Source organism: Pseudomonas sp. YH-1 (genome assembly GCF_051990045.1).
Lineage (GTDB): Bacteria > Pseudomonadota > Gammaproteobacteria > Pseudomonadales > Pseudomonadaceae > Pseudomonas > Pseudomonas nicosulfuronedens.
This window is the reverse complement of sequence record NZ_CP178184.1, coordinates 2697560-2722742: the sequence shown is the minus strand read 5'-3', so window position 1 is coordinate 2722742 and position 25183 is coordinate 2697560. Positions and strand designations below refer to the sequence as shown.

At 66.1% G+C, this 25183-nt stretch carries 26 protein-coding genes; 11 read left to right on the top strand and 15 right to left on the bottom strand.

Annotated elements, in window-relative coordinates; translation table 11 throughout:
- The first annotated feature begins 31 nt into the window (after positions 1 to 31).
- Entirely contained in the window at positions 32 to 433 is a 402-nt protein-coding gene (locus ACKI1H_RS12735; protein WP_440468526.1) for a TssQ family T6SS-associated lipoprotein, read from the top strand.
- A 26-nt stretch (positions 434 to 459) separates the two neighbouring features.
- Entirely contained in the window at positions 460 to 1269 is an 810-nt protein-coding gene (locus ACKI1H_RS12730) for a hypothetical protein (RefSeq protein ID WP_440468525.1), read from the top strand.
- A gap of 87 nt (positions 1270 to 1356) precedes the next feature.
- On the opposite strand, the gene ACKI1H_RS12725 is transcribed toward ACKI1H_RS12730, so the two are convergent.
- From ACKI1H_RS12725 to ACKI1H_RS12700, 6 genes are all read right to left on the bottom strand, one after another.
- Positions 1357 to 2463, bottom strand: a complete 1107-nt coding sequence (locus tag ACKI1H_RS12725; RefSeq protein ID WP_138520796.1) for an NADH:flavin oxidoreductase/NADH oxidase — start codon at positions 2461 to 2463, stop codon at positions 1357 to 1359.
- A gap of 113 nt (positions 2464 to 2576) precedes the next feature.
- Positions 2577 to 3962: an efflux transporter outer membrane subunit gene (locus ACKI1H_RS12720; protein WP_440468524.1), complete on the bottom strand. Its 1386-nt coding sequence runs from the start codon at positions 3960 to 3962 to the stop codon at positions 2577 to 2579.
- Entirely contained in the window at positions 3962 to 5905 is a 1944-nt protein-coding gene (locus tag ACKI1H_RS12715) for an ABC transporter permease (RefSeq protein ID WP_440468858.1), read from the bottom strand. Before ACKI1H_RS12715 ends, ACKI1H_RS12720 begins: the two co-directional genes overlap by 1 nt.
- Entirely contained in the window at positions 5899 to 7074 is a 1176-nt protein-coding gene (locus tag ACKI1H_RS12710) for an efflux RND transporter periplasmic adaptor subunit (protein WP_440468523.1), read from the bottom strand. Before ACKI1H_RS12710 ends, ACKI1H_RS12715 begins: the two co-directional genes overlap by 7 nt.
- Before the next feature lie 17 nt (positions 7075 to 7091).
- Positions 7092 to 7406, bottom strand: coding sequence for a transcriptional repressor (locus ACKI1H_RS12705; protein WP_138520792.1), 315 nt, complete (start codon positions 7404 to 7406; stop codon positions 7092 to 7094).
- 13 nt (positions 7407 to 7419) lie between these two features.
- Positions 7420 to 8037, bottom strand: a complete 618-nt coding sequence (locus ACKI1H_RS12700; protein ID WP_138520791.1) for a hypothetical protein — start codon at positions 8035 to 8037, stop codon at positions 7420 to 7422.
- Between the two features lie 289 nt (positions 8038 to 8326).
- Between ACKI1H_RS12700 and ACKI1H_RS12695 the strand changes: the two genes are divergently transcribed.
- Genes ACKI1H_RS12695 through ACKI1H_RS12685 form a run of 3 tightly spaced genes read left to right on the top strand, consistent with a single transcriptional unit; the run spans position 8327 to position 10352 of the window.
- Positions 8327 to 9511, top strand: coding sequence for a PepSY-associated TM helix domain-containing protein (locus ACKI1H_RS12695; protein ID WP_138520790.1), 1185 nt, complete (start codon positions 8327 to 8329; stop codon positions 9509 to 9511).
- On the top strand, positions 9508 to 10029 hold the full coding sequence (locus ACKI1H_RS12690; protein WP_440468522.1) for a thiamine pyrophosphate-binding protein: 522 nt from the start codon (positions 9508 to 9510) through the stop codon (positions 10027 to 10029). The genes ACKI1H_RS12695 and ACKI1H_RS12690 overlap by 4 nt, the downstream gene beginning before the upstream one ends.
- The gene (locus tag ACKI1H_RS12685) at positions 10029 to 10352 is read left to right on the top strand and encodes a hypothetical protein (protein WP_440468521.1); all 324 of its coding nucleotides are present in this window, start codon (positions 10029 to 10031) and stop codon (positions 10350 to 10352) included. Before ACKI1H_RS12690 ends, ACKI1H_RS12685 begins: the two co-directional genes overlap by 1 nt.
- 129 nt (positions 10353 to 10481) lie before the next feature.
- Here ACKI1H_RS12685 and recJ read toward each other — a convergent pair whose 3' ends face one another.
- From recJ to ACKI1H_RS12670, 3 genes are all read right to left on the bottom strand, one after another.
- Complete coding sequence (gene recJ, locus ACKI1H_RS12680; protein WP_138520787.1) at positions 10482 to 12197, bottom strand: single-stranded-DNA-specific exonuclease RecJ; 1716 nt, start codon at positions 12195 to 12197, stop codon at positions 10482 to 10484.
- Positions 12198 to 12264: 67 nt separating this feature from the next.
- Positions 12265 to 12804, bottom strand: coding sequence for a YaeQ family protein (locus ACKI1H_RS12675; protein WP_243809185.1), 540 nt, complete (start codon positions 12802 to 12804; stop codon positions 12265 to 12267).
- Positions 12805 to 12865: 61 nt separating this feature from the next.
- On the bottom strand, positions 12866 to 14044 hold the full coding sequence (locus ACKI1H_RS12670; protein ID WP_440468520.1) for a diguanylate cyclase: 1179 nt from the start codon (positions 14042 to 14044) through the stop codon (positions 12866 to 12868).
- Positions 14045 to 14302: 258 nt separating this feature from the next.
- Between ACKI1H_RS12670 and ACKI1H_RS12665 the strand changes: the two genes are divergently transcribed.
- Positions 14303 to 15502, top strand: coding sequence for a CaiB/BaiF CoA transferase family protein (locus ACKI1H_RS12665; RefSeq protein ID WP_138520784.1), 1200 nt, complete (start codon positions 14303 to 14305; stop codon positions 15500 to 15502).
- 157 nt (positions 15503 to 15659) lie between these two features.
- Here ACKI1H_RS12665 and ACKI1H_RS12660 read toward each other — a convergent pair whose 3' ends face one another.
- The gene (locus ACKI1H_RS12660; RefSeq protein WP_440468519.1) at positions 15660 to 16346 is read right to left on the bottom strand and encodes a GntR family transcriptional regulator; all 687 of its coding nucleotides are present in this window, start codon (positions 16344 to 16346) and stop codon (positions 15660 to 15662) included.
- Positions 16347 to 16418: 72 nt separating this feature from the next.
- Positions 16419 to 17153, bottom strand: coding sequence for an SDR family NAD(P)-dependent oxidoreductase (locus ACKI1H_RS12655; protein WP_440468518.1), 735 nt, complete (start codon positions 17151 to 17153; stop codon positions 16419 to 16421).
- Positions 17154 to 17461: 308 nt separating this feature from the next.
- On the opposite strand from ACKI1H_RS12655, the gene ACKI1H_RS12650 reads away from it, so the two are divergent.
- The 3 genes from ACKI1H_RS12650 to ACKI1H_RS12640 all read left to right on the top strand — a co-directional run bounded on the left by ACKI1H_RS12650 (position 17462) and on the right by ACKI1H_RS12640 (position 21025).
- Positions 17462 to 18490: an ABC transporter substrate-binding protein gene (locus ACKI1H_RS12650; protein WP_440468517.1), complete on the top strand. Its 1029-nt coding sequence runs from the start codon at positions 17462 to 17464 to the stop codon at positions 18488 to 18490.
- Positions 18491 to 18620: 130 nt separating this feature from the next.
- Positions 18621 to 19706 (top strand): phosphotransferase, encoded by a 1086-nt coding sequence (locus ACKI1H_RS12645; RefSeq protein WP_440468516.1) that lies wholly within the window; start codon positions 18621 to 18623, stop codon positions 19704 to 19706.
- On the top strand, positions 19703 to 21025 hold the full coding sequence (locus ACKI1H_RS12640) for an aspartate aminotransferase family protein (RefSeq protein WP_440468515.1): 1323 nt from the start codon (positions 19703 to 19705) through the stop codon (positions 21023 to 21025). The genes ACKI1H_RS12645 and ACKI1H_RS12640 overlap by 4 nt, the downstream gene beginning before the upstream one ends.
- Before the next feature lie 77 nt (positions 21026 to 21102).
- On the opposite strand, the gene ACKI1H_RS12635 is transcribed toward ACKI1H_RS12640, so the two are convergent.
- The 3 genes from ACKI1H_RS12635 to ACKI1H_RS12625 all read right to left on the bottom strand — a co-directional run bounded on the left by ACKI1H_RS12635 (position 21103) and on the right by ACKI1H_RS12625 (position 23090).
- Complete coding sequence (locus ACKI1H_RS12635; protein ID WP_138520779.1) at positions 21103 to 21564, bottom strand: sn-glycerol-3-phosphate transporter; 462 nt, start codon at positions 21562 to 21564, stop codon at positions 21103 to 21105.
- Positions 21565 to 21584: 20 nt separating this feature from the next.
- Positions 21585 to 22046 carry a glycine zipper 2TM domain-containing protein gene (locus ACKI1H_RS12630; protein ID WP_440468514.1) on the bottom strand — a complete coding sequence of 154 codons (462 nt, stop codon included), beginning with the start codon at positions 22044 to 22046 and terminating at the stop codon, positions 21585 to 21587.
- A gap of 114 nt (positions 22047 to 22160) precedes the next feature.
- Positions 22161 to 23090, bottom strand: coding sequence for a LysR family transcriptional regulator (locus tag ACKI1H_RS12625; RefSeq protein ID WP_440468513.1), 930 nt, complete (start codon positions 23088 to 23090; stop codon positions 22161 to 22163).
- A gap of 96 nt (positions 23091 to 23186) precedes the next feature.
- Between ACKI1H_RS12625 and ACKI1H_RS12620 the strand changes: the two genes are divergently transcribed.
- On the top strand, positions 23187 to 23786 hold the full coding sequence (locus tag ACKI1H_RS12620) for a short chain dehydrogenase (protein WP_440468512.1): 600 nt from the start codon (positions 23187 to 23189) through the stop codon (positions 23784 to 23786).
- A 243-nt stretch (positions 23787 to 24029) separates the two neighbouring features.
- On the opposite strand, the gene ACKI1H_RS12615 is transcribed toward ACKI1H_RS12620, so the two are convergent.
- The gene (locus tag ACKI1H_RS12615; RefSeq protein ID WP_440468511.1) at positions 24030 to 24428 is read right to left on the bottom strand and encodes a DUF488 domain-containing protein; all 399 of its coding nucleotides are present in this window, start codon (positions 24426 to 24428) and stop codon (positions 24030 to 24032) included.
- Between the two features lie 76 nt (positions 24429 to 24504).
- Here ACKI1H_RS12615 and ACKI1H_RS12610 point away from each other — a divergent pair, with 76 nt between their 5' ends.
- Complete coding sequence (locus ACKI1H_RS12610; protein WP_440468510.1) at positions 24505 to 25173, top strand: COG3650 family protein; 669 nt, start codon at positions 24505 to 24507, stop codon at positions 25171 to 25173.
- Positions 25174 to 25183: the final 10 nt, after the last annotated feature.

The window sequence follows — 25183 nt, the reverse complement described above, 5'->3', positions numbered from 1 at the left end:
GCGTATCCCTTTTTCACGTACGGACAGCCCCATGAAGACTCTGCACACACTTTCGGTATCGCTGCTGATCGCCTTTCTGGCGCTGGCATCAGGCTGCAGGACACACCTCGAAACACCGCCGGTGCCAGCCGCAGACGACACCCAGGTGAACGCCGAGAGCACCTTCGCCGACGGCCTGCAGCTGTATGAGGCGGGGCACTATTACCTGGCCGAAGAACAGTTCCTCTCGCCGCCCCTGTGGGCCGGCGATATCCCGATACAGCTGAAGGCGCTCAAGTATCTGGCCTTCAGCTACTGCGTGACCGAGCGGCCGATCCAGTGTCGCTTCGCCTTCGATCGCGCCCTGCAGATCGACCCGACCTTCCACCTGGGAACTGCCGAAGCAAGCCATCCCCTCTGGGGACCGGTGTTCGTCCAGGCGGCGCGCCGTTGAACCTCTTCTCCGATAGCGAGGCCCCCATGTCCTTTACTTACCGGTCAGCCCGCTTTTGTCTGGCGCTTTCCCTTCTGGGCGTATTGCCGCTGGTCCAGGCCGACACACATGAAAGCCTGAGTGCCGCCGTCGAGAGCCTCTGGAGCGGCGAACAGGTTTCCATCAATGTGCTGAGCTCCAGCTTCACACAGCAGGTGTCGAAAGCCGGGAGCGAGTACCGTACCGAAGTGAAGAACGCGCCGGCCTACCTGCAAACCGCCGGTGAGTCCGCCTGGGTCCTCACCGGCAGGAGACGATTCGATGCCGTCGCCACCCCCTGGGGCAACTTCCCCCGGCAGGACATGCGTCAGGCACGCCTGTTGGAAATCAGTTGGCCGAAAAAGCGCTATCAGGTGCTTGTCAGCCCAGGTGCCGGCCTGTTCGGCGTCGGCGACTGGCAACGCTACGGTTTTCTCCAGGTGATAGACACCAGCGTGCCGTCCGCACCTTTGCATTACCCGCTCTACACCGAAGCAGACCAGGGTGAGCACGCACTGGGGCGCCTGGCAGATTCTCCAGTGCTCAACTATGCGCGCCTGGTGCCCGTCAGCCGGAGCAAGGCCGGAGAAATCGACGCCTATGAAGTCTCGCTCTACGCACTTGGCCGCAAAGGCCCGGAACGCGTGCTGAGGGAAGGCATTGCGCTGGCCTATCTGTTCAGGCACGAAGGCGACGGCTGGAACGTCGACAGAGTGGACCGCACGCCGGTGACGACCGAGCGGGACGAAGAGCGTCGCCCCTTCACCACCCCGCTTCGCCCGGCGCTGTTCTCGGTAAAGGAAAACGACCAGCAGTAAGCCGCCGCTGCCCTGGCGGCGGCTTACTCATCGGTTGAAGAGAAAGGCGGGGGCACGCGGTGCTCGCCCATGCCCCCTGGTCGAGCGTCAAACCTGCCCGTAGGCCTTGCGCTTGGGCGTGCCGCGTTGCGCGGCGCGCAGGTACTGCGCCGGCCAGGGCACCGGCTGGCCGCCCAGCTCGTCGGCGGCATGCAGCGGCCAGTAGGGATCGCGCAGCAGTTCGCGGGCCAGCAGGATCAGGTCGGCCTGCCCGGTACGCAGGATGTGCTCGGCCTGCACTGGCTCGGTGATCATCCCCACGGTGCCGCTGGCGACGCCTGCCTCCTTGCGCACCCGCTCGGCGAACTGCGTCTGGTAGCCCGGGCCCACGGGGATCTCGGCGTTCACCGCGGTACCGCCCGAAGACACGTCGATCAAGTCCACGCCCAGGGCCTTCAGGCGGCGCGCCAGCTCCACGGTTTCGTCGGGGTTCCAGCCGTCCTCCACCCAGTCGGTAGCGGACAGGCGGACGAACAGCGGCAGCTCCTGCGGCCAGACCGTGCGCACGGCTTCGGTGACTTCCAGGAGGAAGCGGATGCGGTTCTCGAAGCAGGTGCCGTACTGGTCGCGGCGCTGGTTGGAGAGCGGCGAAAGGAACTGGTGCAGCAGGTAGCCGTGGGCGGCATGCACCTCGGCGACCTTGAAGCCAGCGGCCAGGGCGCGCTCGGCGCCGCGCACGAACTGGTGCTTGATCGTCGCCATCTGCTCTTCGCTCAAGGCGATGGGCGCCGTGTGCTGCGGGTCGAAAGCGATGGCCGAGGGCGCCACCGGCGTCCAGCCGCCCTCGCTGATCGGCACGGAGCCGTGCTTGCCCAACCAGGGAGCCCAGGTGCTCGCCTTGCGGCCGGCATGGGCCAGTTGCACGCCGGCCACTGCGCCCTGGGATTCGATGAAGCGGGTGATGCGCCGGAGCGGCTCGACCTGCTCGTCGTTCCAGATACCCAGGTCCTCGGCGCTGATTCGCCCTTCCGGGGCGATGGCCGTGGCTTCGACTATCACCAGACCGGCACCACCGACGGCTCGACTGCCCAGGTGCACCAGGTGCCAGTCGTTGGCCAGACCGTCCTGGGCGGAGTACTGGCACATGGGGGATACAGCGATGCGGTTGGACAGGGTCAGCTGGCGCAGGGTCAGGGGCTCGAACAACTGGCTCATGGTGGCACTCCCTCGGGTCTTCAGAACTTGTCACTTCAACTGTAGACCGGGATCGCCTAAGGATAGGTTCAGATGATCGGTGGCAAGCTGCTCGCCCTGGCGGTGGCGCGCTCCTACAGGGAGGTCGCCAGTGGGGTATTTCCAGCCTGCCAACCTCCACCCAGGGCCTTGTACAAGGCCACGCTGGCCTGCAGACGCAGCTGGCGCAGGCTGGCCAGGCCATCCTGCGCGCTGTAGAGCGTGCGCTGGGCGTCCAGCAGCACCAGCAGGTCTTCAGCTCCGGCGCGATAACGCGAGTTGGCCAGTTCGAAGGCGCGCTCGGCCTGGCGCACCTGCTCGGCCTGCGCCTGCAGACGAGCCTCGAGTCCGGCAATGGCGTCCAGGCCGGACTCCACTTCGCCGAATGCGGTGATGATCGCCGCTCGATAGTTCGCGAGCAGTTCCTCCTGCCGCGCCTGGGCCAGGTCGCGCTGGCCGGTCAGGCGGCCGTTGTTGAAGATCGGTGCCAGCAGGCCTCCACTGACGCTATAGAGGGGGTTGTCAGCGAGATCTCCCAGCCGGGCCCCGCCACTGCCCAGGTCCAGCCCCAGCGTCAGTTGTGGGAACAGCGCGGCACGGGCAGCGCCCAGATCGGCGGCAGCGCTTCGCAGTTGTGCTTCGGCACGGGCGAGGTCCGGACGGCGAGCCAGCAGTTGCGACGGCACGCCCGTCGCAATGCCGGGATCGCTCAGCTCGTTCAATGACCCCGACTGTAAACGCAACGACTGACGCGGACTGCCGAGCAACACGGCCACCGCGACCTCACTCTGCGCCAGTTGCTGGCGCAGCTCCGCCTGCTCCACCCGCAGACCAGCCAGCAACGCACGCTGCTGGGCCAGCTCCAGCGGCATGGCCGCCCCGGCGCGCTGGCGCGATTCGAGGGTGGCGAGCACGTCCTCGGCGTTCTTCAGGTTCAGCCCGGCGATGCGCAGGCGTGCGCTCAGACCGGCGTGTTCCAGCCAGGTTGTGGCGACGGCGGCGGTCAGGCTCAGATGGGTGCTGTGCAGGTCGAATTCGCTGGCCTGCCATTGCGCACGGGCCGCATCGCGCAGGGCGCGGTTGCGGCCCCACAGGTCCAGCTCGTAGCGGGTTTGCAGGCCCAGGCCGAATGCGTTGCCGTCGACATCGGCATTCCCGCCCAGACGCCCCTGGCGCGAGGCGTTCAGCGTGCCGTTCACCTCCGGCAGCAAGGGCGCACCGGCGACCCGCAAGGTCGCACGCGCCTGGCGCAGGCGCGCCTCGGCGGCCTGCAGGTCGTAGCTGTCGCGGGCGGCGCGCGCTACCAATTGGTCCAGTTCGGCGCTGCCGAATTGCTTCCACCATTGCTCGTCCCACTCTGCCTCGGCGGGCGCCACCGTCTGAGTCCAGGCGGCGGGCGCGGCAATCTGGTGCGGCGGCGCCGACTCCTGCAAGGAGCAGCCGGCCAGCAGCAGGCAGAACAGCGAAAGGCGGGCCCTCATCACTCACCTCCCAGGGCGACGACCGGATCGAGCCGCGCCGCCTTGCGGGCCGGCGCGTAGCCGAACACCAGCCCGGTGACCAGCGCGCAGCCGAAAGCGCCAAGGCTCGCCGTGAGCGAAAACACCACCGGCACACCACTGAGCAGCAGCACGGTGCCGATGGACAGGCCGATGACCACGCCGATCAGTCCGCCCACCAGACTCAGCAAGGTGGACTCGGACAGGAACTGGCGAAGGATGTCCCGTTGCCGCGCGCCGGTGGCGACACGGATGCCGATCTCGCGGGTGCGTTCACGCACGGTCATCAGCATCACGTTCATCACGCCGATGCCACCCACCAGCAGCGAGACGGCGGCGATCAGGCTGAGCATCAGGGTCATGCTGTCCTGCGCCTCGGCCTGGGCCTGCAACTTGGCGGCGGCGTTGCCGATGCCGAAGTCCTTGCGCCCGTGACGCTCCAGCAGCAGCTCCTGCATGGCCTCCTCGGCCTCTTTCACCAGCGCCGGGGACATGGCGTCGATAACCGCGTAATCCGGGTCGGTCATGCCCTTGTAGACCCGCGCGCGCCCGGCGTTGTAAGGGATGAAGAGCATCTCGTCGTAGTCCTCGACCCCCGAGTCGGCGCCCTTTTCCTTGAGTACGCCGATCACCTCGAACAGCGCGTTGCCCACCAGCAGTTGCCGTCCCAGCGGGCTCTCGCCATCGGGGAAAAAGTAGGTCCAGGCCTTGTGTCCCATCACCACCAGCGGCGCCAGCTCGCGGTCTTCGGCGGTGGTGAAGAAACGTCCCTGCACCACCGGCCAGCGATGGATCAGCGGCATCTCCTCGGTCGAAGCAAAGGTGTACAGCGACTTCGACAGGTTGCCGTAGCGCACGGTCAGGGCGTTGCCGATCACCGGCATGGCGTGGCGCACCTGTGGCAGCTCGGACACGGCGGCCAAGTCCTCGACCGTCACCGCGCCCATGGGGCCGCCTTCGGGCGGATAGTCGCCACTGACGTACATGATGGTGGCTCCGAGGGAGGCCATCTGCTGCACCACACGCTGCTTGGTGCCCAGGCCGATGGCGAGCATGACGATCACCGAGGCGACGCCGATGACGATGCCCAGCAGCGTCAGCGCGGTACGGAAGCGGTTCAACCACATCACTCGCCACGCTGAGCGCAGGGCTTCCAGCAGATCTCCCGCAAAACTGGCGCCACCGGCATCGCGGGCATCCCGCAGATCGGGTAATGGCAGCGCAGCTTCGCCCGCCTGTCCGCCGCTGTCGGCGACGATGTGTCCGTCGCGGATCTCGATGACGCGCTTCGCCCGCGCCGCCACTTCGCGGTCATGGGTAATCAGGATCAGCGTGTGGCCCTGGGCGGACAGTTCGTCCAGCAGGGCCATGACTTCCTCGCCGCTGCGACTGTCCAGCGCCCCCGTGGGTTCGTCGGCGAGGATGATGCGCCCGCCGTTCATCAGCGCGCGGGCGATGGACACGCGCTGCTGCTGACCGCCGGACAGCTGGTTGGGGCGGTTGTCCAGGCGCTCGCCCAATCCCAGGCGGCGCAGCAGGTCGGTGGCGCGCTCCTGGCGCTGGTGCACCGGGTGCCCGGCATAGAGCGCGGGGACCTCGACGTTCTCCCGCGCGCTGCAGGTGGGAATCAGGTGGTAGCCCTGGAACACGAAGCCGAACGCCTCGCGGCGCAGCCAGGCCAGTTCGTCGCTGCCCATCTGCGACACGTCGGTGCCGGCAAAACGGTAGCGGCCGGCGCTCGGGCGGTCCAGGCAACCAAGGATGTGCATCAGGGTCGATTTGCCGGAGCCGGATGCACCGACGATGGCGACGAATTCGCCCGGTTCGATACGCAGGGACACCCCATGCAGCACCGTGACCGTCGGGCTCGCGCCACCGCCATAGTGTTTGACGATGCCGTCCAGTTCGATCACGGCGGTCACCAGGTGAATCTCCGCGGACCTTCCTGGGCAGTCAGCTCACCGAGTATCAGCTCGTCGCCTTCGGCGAGACCGTCGAGCACCTCGCCCTGCAGCCGGTTGCGCACGCCGATGCGAACGTCGCGGGTCTGCGCCTTGCCGGAACCATCGAGCACCCGCGCGCGGTACAGGCCGCGCTGTTGTGGCAGGGCTTCCAACGCGGTGAGCGGTACGGCAAGTACGCCCTTGGCGGCAGCGTTGACGAAGGTGACCTGGGCAGTCATCTGTGGCATCAGCGCGCCGTCGGCGTTGTCCACGTCGAACAGCACGGTGTAGAGCACGACCTTGCTGGTGCCGCTGCTGGCCTGGCTGCTGCTACCGCTGTCCTCGGTCTTGGGCTCTTCCGGCGCTGGCAGTACCTGGCGCACCGTGCCAGTCCAGCTGCGGCCATCGCCGCCCAAGGTGGTGAAGCGCACCGGCATGCCGGCGCGCACGCGCCCCACATCGGCCTCGGATACATCGGTCCAGACGGTCATCGACGAGAGGTCGGCGATGCGCAGGATAGCCGGGGTCTGGTAGGTGGCATTGAGAGTCTGGCCCTGCTCGGCCTTCACCGAGATCACCGCACCGGCGATGGGGGCGTAGACGCGGGTGTAGTCCAGTTGGGTCTGGTCGGCGCTCAGGGTCGATCGGGTCTGCTGGATCTTCGCCTGCAACTGGTCGATGCGTGCAGCAGACACCTTCTGCTCGGCCTCTGCCGTCTGCAGGTCCTCCAGGCGTGTGGAGCCCTCCGCGAACATCTGGCGCTGGCGGCCGTGCTTCTGCTGGGCGAGTTGCAGCTGCGCGCGCTGCTCGGCGAGCTGCGCCTGCAGGTCGGCCAGCTGTGCCTTGCCGGCATCCACCGTGGCCTGCGGAATCCTCGGGTCGATCTCGGCGAGCAACTGGCCCTGTTTCACCACATCCCCGGCTTTCACCAGCAGGCGGTCGATCTGCCCGGACACCCGTACGCCGACTTCCACCTGGGTGCGCGGTCGGAGCGTGCCGATGGCACTCACCGTCGCCTCGATATCCCCCCGCGCCACTGGCTGGGTCTGGTACTGCACGCCATTGCGGCCGAACGCCCAGACCAAGCCTCCCCCCACAACGACCAACAGGGCCGCCAGCGTCAGCAGGCGGCCCTTTTTCCCCCGTCCCATCCCCTACATCCTTGCTGTCAGTGCAATCCGCTCGACTTGCCCATGGCTGCCACCGCTCCGGGTGCCAGGCTGTATCGCTTGTTCTCGTCACGCTCCAGCAGGCCGGAGAGGTGTAGCCTGCGCAGGGTCTGGCTGACGCAGCTGAGGGAGATCGGCAGGCCCGGCTCCTCCAGGTAGGCATGCAGCTCCACGGCGGTCGCCTTGCGGCAGATCACCAGCGCATCGAGGATGTTCAGGCGCGGCAGGCTGCTGCGCAGGCCGGCGTGCTCCAGCAGTTGCCGCGCCGGGCGCGGCAGGCGTGGGCGGACCGGTGCCGGGGTACTGACTTTCATCGCGACTCTCATTTCAGCGCACCTCGAAAGACAGGGTGGAAACGTGGATCACGCTGTCGTAGCGCTTGCCATCGACGCTGGCACCGCCATTGACCTGGGCGGAAACCTCCAGCACGTAGCGCGCCGGGAACGGCGTGGCCAGGGTGACGGTGCCATCCGTCGCCGGCTTCAGGCTGCGGCTCCACTGCTCGGAGGTGTACACGTTGACCTGCGAGGCCGGCACCACGGTGCCTTTCCAGTGCAGGGCGAAGGTGTTGCCGCCGGGCGTGGTGGGCACCAGCTCCAGATCATTCTGCGCCCGGGTTTCAGTGCGTCCCTCGCGGGCCTGATAGATGGTCAGGGTGCTGCCTTCGGCCCGCTGGGCGGCCGCGCGCAGGTCACCCGACGGCGCCTTGTCGATCTCGAAGGACTCGACGCCCGCCTTCATCGGCGCAGTCTTGCCGTCGCCCAGGACGACGTGGGGGTTCTGCAGCTGGGCCACCGGCAGGCGCTCACCCGGCTGCAGGTCGCTGAAGTAGCTTTTCGCGCTCTGGCCGGCTTCGCGTTCCAGCCACAGATAGTCCGCGCTGGCCAGCGGCGCACAGCTCAGCGCCACGGCCAGCAGCGTGAGCTGGCGAAGGTAGTGGGTCATGCGGGTTCTCCTGTTGTTGGGCTGAGGTTCGCTTCCGTTGCGAATCGATCGCTTTCACATACAAGACGGATGAGCCGGCAAAAACGCGCACCGAAAATGTGTAAAGAAATGGAAAAGACGCGAAAAGCCGCTCCGAAACATTTATTTGCAACTGCACATGGCCGGTTTTTCGATCTCATCCGTCCTTACTCCTAGAACACCGCTGCTCCTTGGTGTCTTCGCGCCTCGCCGGCCTCGTCCGGCGGGGGCTCTTTCATTGGTCTTTTTCCTTGCGTGGCCGTGATTCCCCATGTCCAAGAAATCCCGCTCCAGGCTCTGGTTCCTGGTTCATAGCTGGCTGGCGCTGCCCATCTGGTTCTTCGTGTTCCTGGTGTGCATCACCGGCACCCTGGCCACGGTGAGCCAGGAGATCGTCTGGCTGGTGGACCCAGCCGTACGCGCCAATGCGCCGGACGACGAAACTCCGCGTCTGGGTTACGACCAGGTGCTTGCAGCCGTCGCACAGCAACAGCCGCAAGCGGCCGTGCACATGCTCAGTGCGCCGAGCGAATCGCATTTCGCCCTGCTGGCGCGCGTCACCTACCCCGACAGCTCCAGCGCCGCGCTCTACGTGAACCCCTATACCGGCGTCATCCAGGGCAAGGTGCCACTCTTCGACTTCCGCCAGTTCACCCGCGCGCTGCACGGCTGGTGGCTGGTGCCCTTCACCCATGGCTTCAGCTGGGGCTGGTACCTGGTTTCGCTGCTCGGCCTGCCGATGCTCGCCTCGCTGGTCACCGGGCTGGTGGTGTACAAGCGTTTCTGGCGCGGCTTCCTCAAGCCGACGCTGCGCCTGCGCCAGGGTGCGCGCATCTTCTGGGGCGACGTGCACCGGCTGATGGGTATCTGGTCGATCTGGTTCATCGCGGTGATCTCCATCACCGGTACCTGGTTCCTGATCCAGGCGGTGCTCTACGACAACGCCATTTCCATCTCCAGCGAAGGCGTGCCGACCATCATCCAGCGTGACAGCATTCCCCTGAGCGCCGACGGCAAGGCACCACCGCGAATCGGCCTGGACGCCGCCGTGCTCGCCGCCCAGCAGCGAATTCCCGGCCTGGAGCCGACCTTCTTCCGCCTGCCCTCCAGCGCCTACGATCCCGTGACCATCTTCGGCAAGGCCTGGTACCCGCTGATGTTCGAAAGCGCCCAGGTGAACCCCTACGACGGCAGCGTGGCCTCGACCCGCCTGCTGGGCGACCGCTCGGGCCTGGAGTTCGTCACCGAGTCCATGCGCCCGCTGCACACCGGCGATTTCGGCGGCGTGTGGGTCAAGCTGATCTGGTTCGTGTTCGGCCTGATCCTCAGCATGATGGTGCTCAGCGGCCTGATGATCTGGAGCAAACGCACCCTGATCGCCACCGCCAAGGAACTGAAGAAGCAGAAGGCCCGTGAGCGGATCACCGTCGCGGCCACCCCGGAGACCAGCCAATGAGCGGCCACAGCAAACTGCGCCGCCAGTGGCTGCGCTGGCGATTCCACCTCAGCGCCCTGCTGGTGCTGATCCCGCTGGGCTTCATGCCCCACTACTTCCACGAAGCGAAGCTGGACCGAGGCCTGCGTGGTCTGGGCGAACGCGAGATCGGTGCCGTACAGGTCGGCCCCTGGACCGCGCGCATGGCCGAGTGGGAAGTGGGTGATCCGGAAGACGAAGGCCGCGCGGGCTTCGTCAAGGCGTTCACCCTGGCCTTCTGCGACAGCTGTTATCCACAGGTGAAAGCTGCCTACCTGCGCATTGGCGAGCCGCGCAGCCTGCGGGCGGCCGGCGGGCTGTTCTCCGGCACGCCGCACCAGTTGTTCGCCGAGGTCACGATCCCGGCCCGCGTCACCCCGAGCGACCAGCTCTGGCTGACGGTGGAAGGCTGGGACGGCGCCGTGCACCAGACGCAGATTCCCCTCGACAAGGCCTCGCCGACGCTGGTGGCGTGGCTGGAAAAGACCCGGAGCCCTTGATGAAAGCGATCCTGCAAACCGCCACCGCGCTGCTCGGCCTCGCCGTCAGCGTCAGTGCCCTGGCACACGCCCCCTTCTGCGAATGCACCGCGCTGGATGCCGAGACCATCCGCTGCGTCGGCGGCTTCACCGACGGCAGCGACGCCCCGGGAGTGACGCTGGACGTGATGAGCGCCGCCGACAACCAGGTGCTGACGCCCGGCAAGCTGGGGGCGGACTCCAGCCTGACCTTCAAGCGCCCTGCCGAGGACTTCTACATCCTCTTCGATGTCGGGCCGGGCTATCAGGTCGAGGTCGAGCCGAGCGAGATCAAAGGCATCTGAGCACTATCCCGCGACATTTTCGTAGGCGTGAATCTGTAGGAGCGAGCTTGCTCGCGAACAGCCTCCGCTGCGAGGACCGGGTTCGCGAGCAAGCTCGCTCCTATAAAAGGCAGATCAGCGCCGAGCAACTCAACGTGGCGCGATATGCGCCACCATCAACTGCACGGTCTCGTTGCCACGGAACTCGTTGACGTCCAGCTTGTAGGCCACTTCCGCCCAGCGCACGGTGGGGTTTGGCCAGATTTCGCGGTCGATGTTGAAGGCGATGGCGTCCAGCTGCAGCGAGCCGCATTCGGTCTTGAGCACCAGCTTCAGGTGACGTTCGCCGACCACGCGCTGCTGGACGATCTGGAAGATGCCGTGGAACAGCGGCTCGGGGAAGTGCTGGCCCCAGGGACCGGCCTGGCGCAGGGCGCGGGCCAGCTCCAGGTGGAACTCCTCGGCGCCCAACTGGCCATCGGAGAGCAGGCGACCGGTGAGGTCTTCCTCGTCCAGCTGGCGGCGCACCTCGGCATCGAAGGCGGCGGCGAAGGCGCCGAAGTTCTCCTGCGGCAGTGACAGGCCGGCGGCCATGGCATGGCCGCCGAACTTGCTGATCAGCCCCGAATGGCGGGCGGCCACGGCATCCAGTGCGTCGCGAATATGGAATCCCGGCACCGAACGCGCCGAGCCCTTGAGCGTGCCATCGCCGGCATCGGCGAAGGCGATGGTCGGGCGGTGGTAACGCTCCTTCAGGCGGGAGGCGAGGATACCGATCACACCCTGGTGCCATTCCGGGTCGAACAGGCACAGGCCGAAAGGCATCTCCTCCACCGGCAATTCCTTGAGCTGGGCCAGTGCTTCGCGCTGCATGCCCTGCTCAATGGCCTTGCGATCCTGGTTGAGCTGGTCGAGCTGCACCGCCATGTCACGGGCGACGCTTTCGTCGTCGCAGAGCAGCAGCTCGATCCCCAGGGACATGTCGTCCAGTCGGCCGGCGGCGTTCAGGCGAGGGCCGAGGATGAAGCCCAGGTCCGTGGAGGTGATCCGCCGGCAATCGCGCCCGGCGACCTCCAGCAGCGCCCGCAGGCCAGGGCGGGCTCGGCCGGCACGGATGCGAGCGAGGCCCTGGTGCACCAGGATGCGGTTGTTGGCGTCCAGTGGTACCACGTCCGCGACGCTGCCCAGGGACACCAGGTCGAGCAGTTCGGCTAGGTTCGGCTCGGCGATGCCGCGTGCGGAGAACCAGCCGCGCTCGCGCAGGCGAGCGCGCAGGGCGAGCATGACGTAGAAGATCACACCGACACCGGCCATGGCCTTGCTGGGGAAGTCGCAGCCGGGCTGGTTCGGGTTGACGATGGCGTCGGCGGCCGGCAGCTCATGCCCCGGCAAGTGATGGTCGGTGACCAGCACACGCAGGCCAGCGGCCTTGGCGGCGGCGACGCCATCGATGCTGGAGATACCGTTGTCGACGGTGACCAGCAGGTCCGGGCGCTTCTCCAGCGCCACGGCGACGATTTCCGGGGTCAAGCCGTAGCCGTACTCGAAACGGTTGGGGACGAGATAGTCGACCCAGGCCGCGCCGAGCATGCGCAGAGCCAGCACGCCGACGCTGCTGGCAGTGGCGCCGTCGGCGTCGAAGTCGCCGACGTAGAGAATCCGCTGGCCCTTCTCCAGTGCATCAACCAGCAGTTCCACCGCCGCGTCCACGCCCTTGAGCTGCTGGTACGGGATCAGCCGCGCCAGCCCCTTGTCCAGCTCTTCGGCGCTCTGTACGCCACGGGCGGCGTAGAGACGGGTCAGCAGCGGCGGCAGGTCACCCAGGTTGGGCAGGGTTTGCGGGAGGGGGCGGGATTCGATGCGCATGGGTGTTCCAGTCGATTCATTCAGGCGCCGATCCCGGCGCCCTGGTTACAGCGGGCAAAGCTGGCGATTAACGCTCGCCCATCAACCACTCCACCTGCAGCTCGTGCTGGCCGCGCTCGTCGGTCACGAAGATGGTCCCTTCGCTGATCATCACGGTCCAGTTGATCGAACGCGGCAGGTCGCGGGAGATTTCCTCCAGCGGCTCCTGGGGCATGGCGACGACGTTGAGGTTCTTCAGATGGCGCACGCTGTCGAGCACCTTGGTGGTCCACACGCGCAGGTTGCCGTAGGCGACCAGGGTCAGCTTCTCGCAGCGGCGCGAGCACCAGGTCAGGCGCTCGGCGTCGGGCTGGCCGACTTCGATCCAGTGCAGTACGCGGTCATCCAGGCTTTTTTCCCAGAGCGAGGGTTCTTCCACGTCCGACAGACCGCGTCCGAAAGCCAGCTGCTCGTTGTACCAGATGACGTAGGCCAGCAGGCGCACCGCCAGGCGCTCCTCGGTTTCCGAGGGATGACGAGCGACGGTGAAGCGCAGGGTCTCGTAGACCCCACGGTCGAGGTCGGTCAGGCTGATATCGGCTTTGTAGGGCGTGGCGGACAGGGCCATGGGCTTTCCCGGCGAATTTTCGAAGGCGGCAAGTCTACCGCGAAAGCGTCGGCACCGTGGCTCAAGTGCGCGGACGCCGGTCGGTTCCCGGCTCCGGCGCGGCCAGTTCGATGCGATTGCGGCCCTTGGCCTTGGCGGCGTAGAGCGCCTGGTCGGCCAGCGACAGCAGGCGCAGCAGGTCATGCCCGGCTTCGCGGCTGGTGGCGATACCGATGCTGACGCTGAGCTGGCCTTCGGCGATGAAGGGCAGCTCGGCGAATTCGCGGCGCACACGCTCGGCTACCTGGCAGGCGCCTTCGGTGTCGGCGGCCACCAGCAGGCAGGCGAACTCCTCCCCGCCGATCCGCGCGAACTGGTCGTGCTTGCGCATCCGCGACGCGGTGATGCGGCTGAACTCCACCAGCACGCGGTCGCCGGCCGGATGGCCGAAGGAATCGTTGAGGCGCTTGAAGTTGTCCAGGTCGCAGAGCAGCAGCGACGCCTGCTCTCCGCGTTCGGCGCACAACCGCAGCAGGCGCTCGCCGGACTCCATGAAAGCGCGGCGGTTACCCACGCCGGTCAGCGGGTCGCTCAGGGCGGCGCTGCGGAACTGCAATTCGGCGCGTTCCTTGACCATCGCCAGGGTGGCGAAGGCAATACCGATGGCGAACAGCATGGTCTCGAAGACCAGGAAGGTGAAGAAGGTCGAGCCCTGGCCGTTATTGGCCACGCTCTCGAACGGCATGCCGCGGTCGACCACCAGGCGCACCGTGTAAACGGCGGTATGGAACAGTAACAACGCCAGCGTCGGCTTGAGCTCCACTTCGAGTTTCCGGCGGTCCCGCCACAACTCGCTGATCGCCGCCAGGCAATAGATGACCGTGATGCCCGTACTGACCGCGATGCGCGCCGCCAGGGAGTCGTAGAACGGCGGAACCAGGCACAGCAGCGCCCAGAATGCCGCGCCCGCTCCGATCAATGGCCAATGCGGCTTGCGTCCGGTGAAGACGCGCATGGAAGTCCAGGTCATCGCCGAAGAAAGATGCAGGACCACGTTGCCGACCAGGATCGGCAACCAGTCGATACCCATGCCACGCAGCGTGGCCAGGAAGGTGCCGATTGCGCCCAGCAACAGCGCGACACTCATGAAGCCCAGCGTGTGATCGCGTCGACCGCTGTGCCAGGCGAAAGCCATCAGTACGCCGACCAGGGTCAGCACGTAGAGGTCGACGACTACCAGCGTCGGCAGGTTCAACGTCATGCAACCCCCTCGCCACCCGCCTGCGCGCACTCCTCAGAGAATGCCGTCAGACCATCGGGCTGTGGGAAGGAAGACGAACGCATCACGGTATACCTGCGCGAAACCGAGCGAGCCGAAGTGGGAACCATCTGAATGTGGCTACTCTACGCGCGCTCAAGGCCAGCGCAAAGCACCGTTTCCAGACGCCTGCCCGGCGGCCTGTTCGAAGCGGCGCACAAGCGTTAGAGTCCGGCGATTCCTATCTGATCGGACAGACCGATGAACAGCACCGCCAAACCCCTCGCCGGCCTCAAGGTCATCGAACTCGGCACCCTGATCGCCGGCCCCTTCGCCTCGCGCCTGTGCGCGGAATTCGGCGCCGAAGTCATCAAGGTCGAGTCGCCCGACGGCGGCGATCCACTGCGCAAGTGGCGCAAGCTCTACGAGGGCACCTCGCTGTGGTGGTTCGTGCAGGCGCGCAACAAGCGTTCGCTGACCCTGAACCTCAAGCACGAGGCCGGCCGCGAGGTGCTGAAGAAGCTGCTGGCCGAGGCCGACATCCTGATCGAGAACTTCCGCCCCGGTGTGCTGGAGAAGCTCGGCCTGGGCTGGGAGGTGATCCACGCGCTGAACCCGAAGCTGGTGATGGTGCGCCTCTCCGGCTTCGGCCAGAGCGGCCCGTACAAGGACCAGCCGGGCTTCGGCGCGGTGGGCGAATCCATGGGCGGCCTGCGCTACATCACCGGCTTCGAGGACCGCCCGCCGGTGCGCACCGGCATCTCCATCGGCGACTCCATCGCCGCGCTGTGGGGCGTGATCGGCGCGCTGATGGCGCTGCGCCATCGAGAGGTGAATGGCGGCGCCGGGCAGGTGGTGGACGTGGCGCTCTACGAGGCGGTATTCGCCATGATGGAATCCATGGTGCCGGAGTTCGATGTGTTCGGCTTCATCCGCGAACGCACCGGCAACATCATGCCCGGCATCACCCCCTCCTCCGTGCACACCACGGCCGACGGCAAGCACGTGCAGATCGCCGCCAACGGCGACGCGATCTTCCGCCGCTTCATGACCGCCATCGGCCGCCTCGACCTGGCCGAAGACCCGACCCTGGCCAGCAACGATGGCCGCGATGCGCGCCGCGACGAGCTGTACGGCATCATCGACCGCTGGGCGCGCTCCGAATCGCTGGATACCGTGCTGAAGGTACTCAACGAAGCCGAAGTGCCGGCCAGCCGCATCTTCTCCGCCGAGGACATGTTCAGCGACCCGCAATTCCTCGCGCGGGAGATGTTCCTCTCGGCCAAGCTGCCGGACGGCAAACCCTTCCGCATGCCCGGCATCGTGCCCAAGCTGTCCGATACCCCTGGCAGCGCCGAATGGATCGGGCCAAAGCTGGGTGAGCATACGGACGAGGTGCTGAGCGGACTGGGTTACGACGCCGCGGCTATCGCCGCGCTGCGCAAGGACGGTGCGGTCTGAGCTTCCGCTTTTGTAGGGCGCATAACGCGCCAGCGTTATCCGCCCTGCGGCGCTGAGCCTTTGCTCTTCGTAGGAGCGAGCTTGCTCGCGAACGATCCAGCCGGCTGGCTCCGTACAATGCGGTTCGCGAGCAAGCTCGCTACTACAAAAAAGCCGGTCAGCCGGCTTCCTGCTCCGGCTCTTCGGTCTGGGCGATGAACTCCAGCATCTTCTCGCTGCCGTCCAGCAGGTCGGCGTGGATCGCTGCGCGGGCAGCAGTGCCGTTGCGCTCGCGCAGGGCACGCAGGACATCCCAGTGGTGCTCGATGGCCATGCGTTCGTTGAAGTCAGCGTAGGCCTGGGCGATCAGCGGACCGGTGCGCATCCACAGGCTGTCGAGGAAGGCGCGCAGCAGCGGCATCCCGGCGATGTCGGCCAGGGCGAAGTGAAAGGCCTGGTTGAGCTTGAGCGCCAGGACCAGGTCCTCGGCGTGGATCGCGTCGAGGTTCTCGCGGATGTTGGCTTCCAGCTCATCCAGCTGGTCATCGCTGGCGCGGGCGGCGGCGGTCTCCGCAGCGAGACCTTCGAGCGCCACGCGGATGCTGCGGATTTCCAGGTATTGCTCGCGGGTGAGCAACGGCACGCGGATATCGCGCGGGGTCTTGAGTACCAGCGCCTGTTCCTTCGCCAGTTGCAGGATGGCGTCGCGCACCGGGGTGACGCTGGTGCCCAGCTGCTGCGCCAGGTCGCGGATGCGCAGGCGGTCGTCGGGCTTGAAGCGGCCGGTGATCAGCGCCTCGCGCAGCAGCGCGTAGACACCGCTGCCCAGGTAGGAATGATTGAGCCCTTCGATCGGGTAGTTCATGGCTGTCTCATCGCGTGGTGCGGCATTCGGGCGCGCATGATGGTCGCTGATCGCGCCGAATGCCAGCCGGTTTCACACATGCTGCCCGCCGTTGACGTGGATTTCCGCACCATTCACGTAGGACGCGCCGCTGGTGCAGAGGAAGTGGATCAGCGAGGCGACTTCCTCCGGCTTGCCCAGGCGGTGCATGGGAATGTCGCGCTCGACGATCAGCTCGGTACCCGAGGACAGGATGGCCGTATCGATCTCCCCCGGCGCGATGGCGTTGACACGCACACCGTGCGGGCCGAAGTCGTGGGCCATCTCGCGGGTCAGCGCCGCCAGCGCGGCTTTCGAGCAGGCGTAGGCGGCACCGGCGAACGGATGCACGCGGGAGCCGGCGATGGAGGTGACGTTGATCACCGAGCCCTTGGCCGCCTTCAGCTCGTCGAACAGCCCGCGCGCCAGCAATGCGGTGGAGAACAGGTTGACGTTGAACACCTTGAGCCAGGTGCCGTACTCACTGCCCAGCACGCCGAGACGCTCGCCTTCCGGGCCCTTGGGCGAGATGCCGGCGTTGTTCACCAAAGCATGCAGGCTGCCGCCGAGCTTCTCGCGGATCATCGGCAGGCTGGCCTGCACGCTGTCGATGTCCTCCAGGTCCAGGTGGATGTGGTTGATCAGCCCTTCGGCCCAGGGGCATTCGGCGCTCCAGTCCTGGCGCGAGGCAGTGAAAACACGCCAGCCGGCGGCGTTGAAGTGCTTCACCGTAGCGTGGCCGATGCCGCGGCTGGCACCGGTGAGAAGCAAGGTACGGGTCTGGTTCATAGATGCATTCCCTTTATTGAGTGCGCGCTGTTCGTTTGCGTCCGTGGACCAATGGCGCCAATAAAAACATGATGCATCATGTTTTGGAAGGTGTTTTAATCGGCTCAGCTTGGTCCTACAACGAGCTATCCGAACAACAACAAGAAACGGAGCACCTTCCCATGATCGACCACACCCGTTCCGCCCGTTCCTCTCCCTGATGTCCGAGGGCGTATCAGCCGGTCTTCCAGCTTGGTCCGGCGCAGCGCCCCACTCTTGAAGCTGCCCTCTTTTTCATGGGCCGGATTGGCCCGCTCAGGAGTCATCGCATGTTCAAGAAAGCCATAGCACTGATGATGCTGGCCGGCGGCGCCGCCCAGCTGCATGCCGAAACACTCACCGTGGTGTCCTTCGGTGGAGACAACAAGGTGGCCCAGGAAAAGGCCTTCTACAAACCCTTCGAGCAGCAGGCCAAGGTCACCGTCCAGGGCGCCGAGTACAACGGCGAGATGGCCAAGATCAAGGTCATGGCCGACACCGGCAAGACCAGCTGGGACGTGGTCGAGGTGGAGTCCCCGGAACTGATGCGCGGTTGCAGCGAAGGCCTGTTCGAACAGCTCGACTGGTCCAAGCTCGGCAAGCAGGCCGACTTCCTCGACGCCGCCGTGAGCGATTGCGGTGTAGGCATCTTCATCTGGTCCACGGTGCTTACCTACGACGCCAAGAAGCTCGCCAGCGCCCCCACCGGCTGGGCCGACTTCTGGGACGTGAAGAAGTATCCGGGTAAGCGCGGCCTGCGCCGTGGCGCCAAGTTCACCCTGGAATTCGCCCTGGAAGCCGACGGCGTGAAACAGGCCGACCTGTACAAGGTGCTCGGCACCAAGGAAGGCGTGGATCGTGCGTTCAAGAAGCTCGACGAGATCAAGCCCTACATCCAGTGGTGGGAAGCCGGCGCGCAACCGCTGCAATGGCTGGCCGCCGGTGACGTGGTGATGACTTCGGCCTACAACGGCCGCGTCGCCACCGCCCAGAAGGAAGGCCGCGACTTCGCCATCCAGTGGAACGGCAGCATCTACGACCTGGACCACTGGGCCATCGTCAAGGGCAGTCCGAAGAAGGACCTGGCCGAGCAGTTCATCGCCCTGGCCAACAAGCCCGAGCACCAGAAGGTCTTCGCCGAGAACATCCCCTACGGCCCGACCAACAAGAACACCATTCCGCTGATCGACGCCGCCATCGCGCCGAAACTCCCCACCGCGCCGCAGAACCTGGAGAACGCGCGCGCCATGGACACCGAGTTCTGGATCGACCACGGCGAGGAACTGGAACAACGCTTCAACGCCTGGGCGAGCAAGTAACCCCCAGCGCCGCCGTCCGGCCCCGCGCCAGACGGCGGCAACGCCCAGACACCGCTCCACCAAAGTACCACTGACCCTGTTGCACCCGCTGAACCTGCTAGACCCGCTGAACCTTGCTGGAGATGTACCCGTGCCCCTCAATACCGCTCCCGTCCACGACCACCTGCTGGAAGCGGCCCCCGCCCAGGTGAACGACGCCCAGGCCGCTGCCATCGCCGAGCAATACTTCGGCCAGCGCGGCACCCTGCATCGCCTCGCCGGCGAGCGCGACCTGAACTTCCACATCGCCCACGGCCATGGCGACGACCGCCTGCTGAAACTTTCGCACCCGCTGGAAGACCCGCAGGTCGTGGACTTCCAGACCCGCGCCCTGCTCCGCGTCGAGGCACAAGACCCGACCCTGGCGGTCCAGCGCGTCTACCCTTCGCTCAACGGCGAGCACCAGATTCCCATCACCGTCGATGGTCAGCCGATGATTGCCCGGCTGTTCTCCTTCGTCGACGGCGTCCCGCTGCACCGGGTCCCGCAACGCAGTCGCGCCCTGCGCGAGAACCTGGGCGACGACCTGGCCCGCCTGGGCCTGGCGCTCAAGGGCTTCGAGCACCCGGCCACCGCCGGCCATGAACTGCTCTGGGACCTCAAGCACGCCTCGCGCCTGCGCAACCTGCTGATCTACATCCAGGATCAAGAGCAACGTGCTCTGGTCGAACGCTTCCTCGACAACTTCGAGCGCCACGCCCTGCCCCGCCAGGCCAAGCTGCGCGCCCAGGTCATCCACAACGACCTGAACCCGCACAACGTCATCGTCGATGCGCGGCATCCGGACCAGGTGCGCAACATCCTCGACTTCGGCGACATGGTTCACGCGCCGCTGATCAACGACCTCGGCGTCGCCGCCGCCTACCAGGTGGGCGAACCGGACGCGCCGCTGGCCACCGCCTGCGAGATGATCGCCGCCTACCACCGCCGCTGCCCGCTGCTGGCCGAGGAACAGGAAATCCTCGCCGACCTGATCGCCACCCGCCTGATCATGACCCTGAGCATCACCGCCTGGCGCGCCAGCCTGCACCCCGAGAACCGCGACTACATCCTGCGCAACACCCGCCACGCCTGGCAGAGCCTGCAGGGCCTGGCCGGCCTGAGCCGGGAACAGGCGCAGGAGCAGATCATTGCGGCCTGCCAAGCCACCAGGAAAGAAGAGGAGCCCCGCCCATGACCATGCCCAACGGATTCAGCGCCGCCGACGCCGAGCGCCTGAGCGAACAGGAGCGCCGCCTGATCGAACGCCGCGCGCGCCTGCTCGGCCCAGCCTACCGGCTGTTCTACGAACGTCCGCTGCACACCGTGCGCGGCGAGGGCGTGTGGCTCTACGACAACCAGGGCAACCGCTACCTCGACGCCTACAACAACGTTGCCTCCATCGGCCACTGCCACCCGCGGGTGGTGCAGGCCATCGCCAGCCAGGCGGCGGTGCTGAACACGCACACCCGCTACCTGCAGGAAGGCATCCTCGACTACGCCGAGGACCTGCTCTCCACCTTCCCCGACGGCCTCGACCAGGTGATGTTCACCTGCACCGGTAGTGAGGCGAACGACCTCGCCCTGCGCATCGCTCGCCAGTACACCGGCGGCACCGGAGTGATCATCACCCGCTTCGCCTACCACGGCGTCACCGGCACCATTTCGGAGCTGTCGCCATCCCTTGGGTCCGGCATCACCCTTCCCGCCCATGCACTCACCGTCCGTGCGCCGGATGCCTATCGGCTGGGCGCGGAGAATGTCGGCAAGCTGTTCGCCGACGACGTGCGTGCCGCCATCGCTGACCTGCGCGCCCACGGCATCAAGCCTGCCGCGCTGCTGCTCGATGGCATCTTCGCCAGCGACGGGGTGCTGGCTGGTCCGGCCGGGTTCCTCGCCGAAGCGGTGAAGCTCGCCCAGGACGAAGGCCTGCTCTACATCGCCGACGAGGTACAGAGCGGCTTCGCCCGCACCGGCGACGCCATGTGGGGCTTCCAGCGCCACGGCGTGCAGCCGGACCTGGTCACCCTCGGCAAGCCCATGGGCAACGGCCAGCCCATCGCCGGCGTCGTAGTACGTCCGGAAATCCTCGAAAGCTTCGGTCGCGAAGTGCGCTACTTCAACACTTTCGGCGGAAACCCGGTGTCCTGCGCAGCCGCCCAGGCGGTGCTCGACGTGATCCGCGACGAGCAGCTGCAGGAACGCTCCCAGCACATCGGGGCCTTCCTCGCCGACGGCATCCGCCAGTTGGCCGAGCGCCATGAACTGATTGGCGACGTGCGCGGCGCGGGGCTGTTCCTCGGTGTCGAACTGGTCACCGACCGTGCGTCGAAATCACCCGCTGCCGACCAGACCCGCCAGGTGGTCAACGGCATGCGCGAGCGTGGCGTGCTGATCAGCGCGGCGGGACCGCTGGAGAACATCCTGAAGATCCGTCCGCTGCTGGCTTTCGAGCAGGAGCATGCCGAGATGTTCATCGATTGCCTGGACAAGACGCTGAAGGACGTCACCGCCTGACGTTGTCCTCCTTCAGAAATAATGCGGGCCGCGATGAGCATTCATCGCGGCCCGTTTCATTTCGACTGACAGAAAGATCAGAAGCGCACACCGACGTTGACCATCGCCGCCGAGCCCCCCAGCACCACGAATTCAGCACCGACCGGCCCCAGATGCGCCCCGACCGAAGGAATGATCGCCGGGGCCACGCCGAAGCGGTTCAGCGGAATCTTGTCGCGATAATCGCCGCGATAGCCCTGCAGCGCGCCGCCGGTGACCTTGGCGTAGAACGGCGTGCCGTCCCAGTCGAAGCGCTTGCCGGCGTAGACGTAGTTGGAGCGCTGGCTGAAGGAGTTCTTGAAGGTCGCGCCGCCCCAGACGATGCCATCGGCGCGGTTACGCTCGAGGCCGATCAGTTCCTGGTGGTTGTTGTGCTCCGGATCGTTGGTCCAGTGGGTGGTGTAGACGCTGGTCTGCAAGTACCAGAATCCCCCGTCGTCATCGGCCATGGCGGTGCCATAGCCGACGGTCAGCAACAGAGCGATCAACAGGCGGCGCATGGTGGGATCTCCGCGTCAGCTCAAAGGGTCACGCGGCTGGCGCCGTTGACGGACATGATGCGAACGCGATCACCGACCCGGAACTGCTGGGAGTCGACCGCCTGGACATAGGCGCGGGTAGCGCCGTCGTCTTCGCGAACGACGATCTCGACGCCCTGGGTGCGGGTGATTCCCTCTTCCACCGCCGAGCCCGCTGCGCCGCCAGCGACGCCGCCGAGAATAGTGGTGATGGCCTTGCCGCGGCCGCCACCGATGGAGTTGCCGGCGATGCCGCCGATGGCCGTGCCGGCCAGGGTGCCGATGGGCGTCTTGGTGCCTTCGATCTGCACCGGGCGCAGGGATTCGATGGTGCCCATGCGGACGTTCTGTACCGAGCGAGCGTCGGCGCGGGAGTAGGAAGAACCCGACAGGTTGGAAGCGCAGCCGCTCAGCAGAGCGGCGCTGGTGAACAGGGCGGTCAGCAGCAGAGTGGAACGGTTCATGGTGGTTACCTCGGAAGGCTCTCAAAAGTGATGGTGAAAGCCTAACGATCGCTCCCTGAACTCCCCCTGAACCCTCTCTGAACCAACGCTGAACGAAGCTGAACGAACTTTCTTTCAGCCTTCCAGGGCAACCAGCTGCATCCGACTGCGCTCGAACCAGCGCAGCAGATAGTCCGCCAGCAGCTGCGTACGACGCGGCAGGCGGCTCTGGTACGGATGGATGAGGAACACCGGCTGGGTCCGGGTCTGGTAGTCGCGCAGCAGCCAGACCAGGCTGCCTTCAGCCAATTCCTGCTGAATCATGTAGGACGGCAACCGGCTGATCCCCGCCCCGGCCAGCGCTGCCTTCTTCAGCAAGGTGTAGTGGTTGCTCGCCAGCAGGCCATTCACCGTCACGCGGAACAGTTCGTGGTGCCGCTGATAGAGCCAGACGTCGCTGTCCTGGTAGTGAGTGTTCTGCAGGCAGGAATGTCCGGCCAGCTCCGCGGGAACCTGCGGCACGCCGTGCTCGGCGAGATAGGCCGGTGTCGCGCAGGTCAGTTCCTGAAGGGCGAACAGCGGCCGCGCCACCAGGCGCTCGTCCACTGCCAGGCTGCCGGAGCGGATGGCGAGGTCGAAGCCGTCGGCCATCAGATCCCGGCGCTCGTTGGACAGGTCCAGCTCCAGGCGGATATCCGGGTACTGGCGGGAAAACTCCATCAGCCAGGCATCGAAGAAGGTCTCGCCCAGGGACACCGGCACGCTCAGCCGCACCTTGCCCTGCGCCTCCTCCTGCAAAGCCAGCACCGCCTGCCGCGCCCTTGCGGCCTGGGCGTTAAGCGCCTGGGCCTCGGGCAACAGCGCAGCGCCTGCGGCGGTCAGCGACAGACGCCGCGTCGTACGGTGCAGCAGCGTCGCCCCCAAAGCACGCTCCAACGCGGAAATTCGCTTGGACAGTTGCCCCTTGCTGCAGCCGAGCCTCTCTGCGGCACGGGTGAAGCTGCCGCACTCCAGCAGCACGGCGAAGGCGGAAAGGTCTTCCAGGTCGCTGGTTATTGTTTCCATATGAAAACCAAAGGTTATCGATTAGCTGGATTATCACAACAGGAAGCCACTCTAGACTGAATTCACCTTCAGCCACACCCCTCAGTGGAGAGCCTCATGAAAATCATCCTGATCGGCGCCAGCGGCACCCTCGGCCAGGCGGTCGCCAACGAACTGGGCCAGCGCCACGACATCATCCGCGTCGGCCGCAGCAGCGGCGACTATCGCGTGGACATCACCGACAGCACCTCGATCCGCAAGCTGTTCGAGCAGGTCGGCGGTTTCGACGCGTTGATCAGTACCGCCGGCAAGGTGCATTTCGGTGCACTCTCGGAAATGGGCGAGGCGGAAATGGCAGTCGGTCTGAAGGACAAGCTGATGGGCCAGGTCAACCTGGTGCTGATCGGCAGCCAGTACGCCAATGATGGCGCCTCCTTCACCCTGACCACCGGCATCCTCAGCGAACAGCCCATCGTCCTGGGCAGCTCGGCCAGCCTGGTGAACGGCGCAGTGGAAGGCTTCGTGCGCAGTGCCGCCCTGGAACTGCCGCGCGGCCAGCGGATCAACGCGGTGAGCCCGAACGTGCTGGTGGAATCGATGGAAGGCTACGCGCCGTTCTTCCGCGGCTTCAAGCCGGTGCCGGCCGCCGATGCCGCGCTGGGCTTCGCCCGCAGCGTGGAAGGCAAGCAGAGCGGGCAGGTGTACAAGATCTGGTGACCGCCTCGCATGCTGTGTGCTTGGAGGCTTTGCGCAGGATGGTGTGGAGCGAAGCGATACCCGTCAATGAACCGGCAGACATCGCCGATGGGTATCGCAAGCTCCACCCATCCTACGGTCCTGGCTGTCGGACTGATGCCTTGGCGTCTGTCATTCGCCAGGGTTCGCGAGCAAATTCGCTCCTACAGAAAAGCACCGTGCCACAACGGGACTTGTAGGAGCGAGCTTGCTCGCGAACAGCCCCTACTCGGCCTTGCCGGCGTAGCACACCGGAGAACTCCCCTCACCCTGCTTCTCCAACTCGTCCTCGAGGAACTCCGCCAGTACCTGGGCGTTGTTGTGCTCCTCGTCCTTGGCCGCATAAAGCAGCGTCAACGTGCCCTTGCGCGCCAGGTCCAGCAGGCCCATCCAGTGCTCCGGGTGGGCATTCAGCTCGCCGTGGTAGGCCTTGCGGAAGTCCTCGAACAGGCTTGGGTCGTGGTGGAAACGCTGGCGCAGCTCGTTGGACGGAGACGCCTCCTTGGCCCACAGCTCCATGTGCAGGTCCTCCTTGCGAATTCCCCGTGGCCACAAGCGGTCGACCAGCACCCGCTGGCCATCTTCCTTCGTCGCCGGTTCATAGGCGCGCTTGCAACGAATCATCCGAAATCCTCCTCGTCAGCTTGAGGTAGCCGGCTTCGCTGGGTAACGTGGGCGCACTTTCGAGGGAGCCCGTTCCATGCGATCCAGCCGTTTCATTCTGTTCAGCCTGCTGCCCCTGTTCGCCGCCTGCCAGGTGTGGACGCCGAACAAGACCGATCTTAACGCCTCCACCCGCCTGCAGGGCGAACTGACTCGTCAGGACGGCAAGCTGGTGTTCCGCAGTTGCACCGAGCAGCGCCGCTTCAGCATCGAGGACACCGGCAACACCGGCCTGCCCCGCGACGCGCTGGAGATGTTCAACGACGGCGCCGCCTCGCTGTACGCCGACCTGCGCGGCAGCTTCAGCGGCAGCAGCGCCCAGGGCACCGACGGCAAGCTGGAAGTGGCGAAGGTGTATCGCCTGCAAAATGAAGGCTCTGGTTGCGACGACCCGAACTTCAAGCGTGCGGTGGTCCGCGCCCACGGCAACGAGCCGGGCTGGAGCGTGCTGGTGAACAGCCAGGGCATGCTGATCGAGCAACCGGGCAAGGAATCGCTGGCGCTGCCCTACATCGCAGAGGGAGTGCCAGACGGCAGCACCAGTTATTCCAGCGAGGCCAACGGCGAGAAGGTCGAACTGTGGGTCGCCCCGGCACGCTGCCAGGACAGCATGAGCGGCGCGCTGAGCAACCTCTCCGCCGAGCTGCGGCTGGATAACAAGGTCATGCGCGGCTGCGCCTATCCGGGCGGTTCCAGCGGCGACTGATCGCCACCGG

Bases quoted from the DNA above. Each gene is read 5' to 3' on its own strand.
- ACKI1H_RS12655 (WP_440468518.1), bottom strand. From the start codon at position 17,153: ATGAACCAGACCCGTACCTTGCTTCTCACCGGTGCCAGCCGCGGCATC.
- ACKI1H_RS12625 (WP_440468513.1), bottom strand. From the start codon at position 23,090: ATGGAAACAATAACCAGCGACCTGGAAGACCTTTCCGCCTTCGCCGTG.
- ACKI1H_RS12705 (WP_138520792.1), bottom strand. From the start codon at position 7,406: ATGAAAGTCAGTACCCCGGCACCGGTCCGCCCACGCCTGCCGCGCCCG.
- ACKI1H_RS12635 (WP_138520779.1), bottom strand. From the start codon at position 21,564: ATGCGCCGCCTGTTGATCGCTCTGTTGCTGACCGTCGGCTATGGCACC.
- ACKI1H_RS12690 (WP_440468522.1), top strand. From the start codon at position 9,508: ATGAGCGGCCACAGCAAACTGCGCCGCCAGTGGCTGCGCTGGCGATTC.
- ACKI1H_RS12650 (WP_440468517.1), top strand. From the start codon at position 17,462: ATGTTCAAGAAAGCCATAGCACTGATGATGCTGGCCGGCGGCGCCGCC.
- ACKI1H_RS12700 (WP_138520791.1), bottom strand. From the start codon at position 8,037: ATGACCCACTACCTTCGCCAGCTCACGCTGCTGGCCGTGGCGCTGAGC.
- ACKI1H_RS12725 (WP_138520796.1), bottom strand. From the start codon at position 2,463: ATGAGCCAGTTGTTCGAGCCCCTGACCCTGCGCCAGCTGACCCTGTCC.
- ACKI1H_RS12665 (WP_138520784.1), top strand. From the start codon at position 14,303: ATGAACAGCACCGCCAAACCCCTCGCCGGCCTCAAGGTCATCGAACTC.
- ACKI1H_RS12710 (WP_440468523.1), bottom strand. From the start codon at position 7,074: ATGGGACGGGGGAAAAAGGGCCGCCTGCTGACGCTGGCGGCCCTGTTG.
- recJ (WP_138520787.1), bottom strand. From the start codon at position 12,197: ATGCGCATCGAATCCCGCCCCCTCCCGCAAACCCTGCCCAACCTGGGT.
- ACKI1H_RS12660 (WP_440468519.1), bottom strand. From the start codon at position 16,346: ATGAACTACCCGATCGAAGGGCTCAATCATTCCTACCTGGGCAGCGGT.
- ACKI1H_RS12620 (WP_440468512.1), top strand. From the start codon at position 23,187: ATGAAAATCATCCTGATCGGCGCCAGCGGCACCCTCGGCCAGGCGGTC.
- ACKI1H_RS12695 (WP_138520790.1), top strand. From the start codon at position 8,327: ATGTCCAAGAAATCCCGCTCCAGGCTCTGGTTCCTGGTTCATAGCTGG.
- ACKI1H_RS12615 (WP_440468511.1), bottom strand. From the start codon at position 24,428: ATGATTCGTTGCAAGCGCGCCTATGAACCGGCGACGAAGGAAGATGGC.
- ACKI1H_RS12735 (WP_440468526.1), top strand. From the start codon at position 32: ATGAAGACTCTGCACACACTTTCGGTATCGCTGCTGATCGCCTTTCTG.
- ACKI1H_RS12685 (WP_440468521.1), top strand. From the start codon at position 10,029: ATGAAAGCGATCCTGCAAACCGCCACCGCGCTGCTCGGCCTCGCCGTC.
- ACKI1H_RS12610 (WP_440468510.1), top strand. From the start codon at position 24,505: ATGCGATCCAGCCGTTTCATTCTGTTCAGCCTGCTGCCCCTGTTCGCC.
- ACKI1H_RS12675 (WP_243809185.1), bottom strand. From the start codon at position 12,804: ATGGCCCTGTCCGCCACGCCCTACAAAGCCGATATCAGCCTGACCGAC.
- ACKI1H_RS12640 (WP_440468515.1), top strand. From the start codon at position 19,703: ATGACCATGCCCAACGGATTCAGCGCCGCCGACGCCGAGCGCCTGAGC.
- ACKI1H_RS12730 (WP_440468525.1), top strand. From the start codon at position 460: ATGTCCTTTACTTACCGGTCAGCCCGCTTTTGTCTGGCGCTTTCCCTT.
- ACKI1H_RS12630 (WP_440468514.1), bottom strand. From the start codon at position 22,046: ATGAACCGTTCCACTCTGCTGCTGACCGCCCTGTTCACCAGCGCCGCT.
- ACKI1H_RS12670 (WP_440468520.1), bottom strand. From the start codon at position 14,044: ATGACGTTGAACCTGCCGACGCTGGTAGTCGTCGACCTCTACGTGCTG.
- ACKI1H_RS12720 (WP_440468524.1), bottom strand. From the start codon at position 3,962: ATGAGGGCCCGCCTTTCGCTGTTCTGCCTGCTGCTGGCCGGCTGCTCC.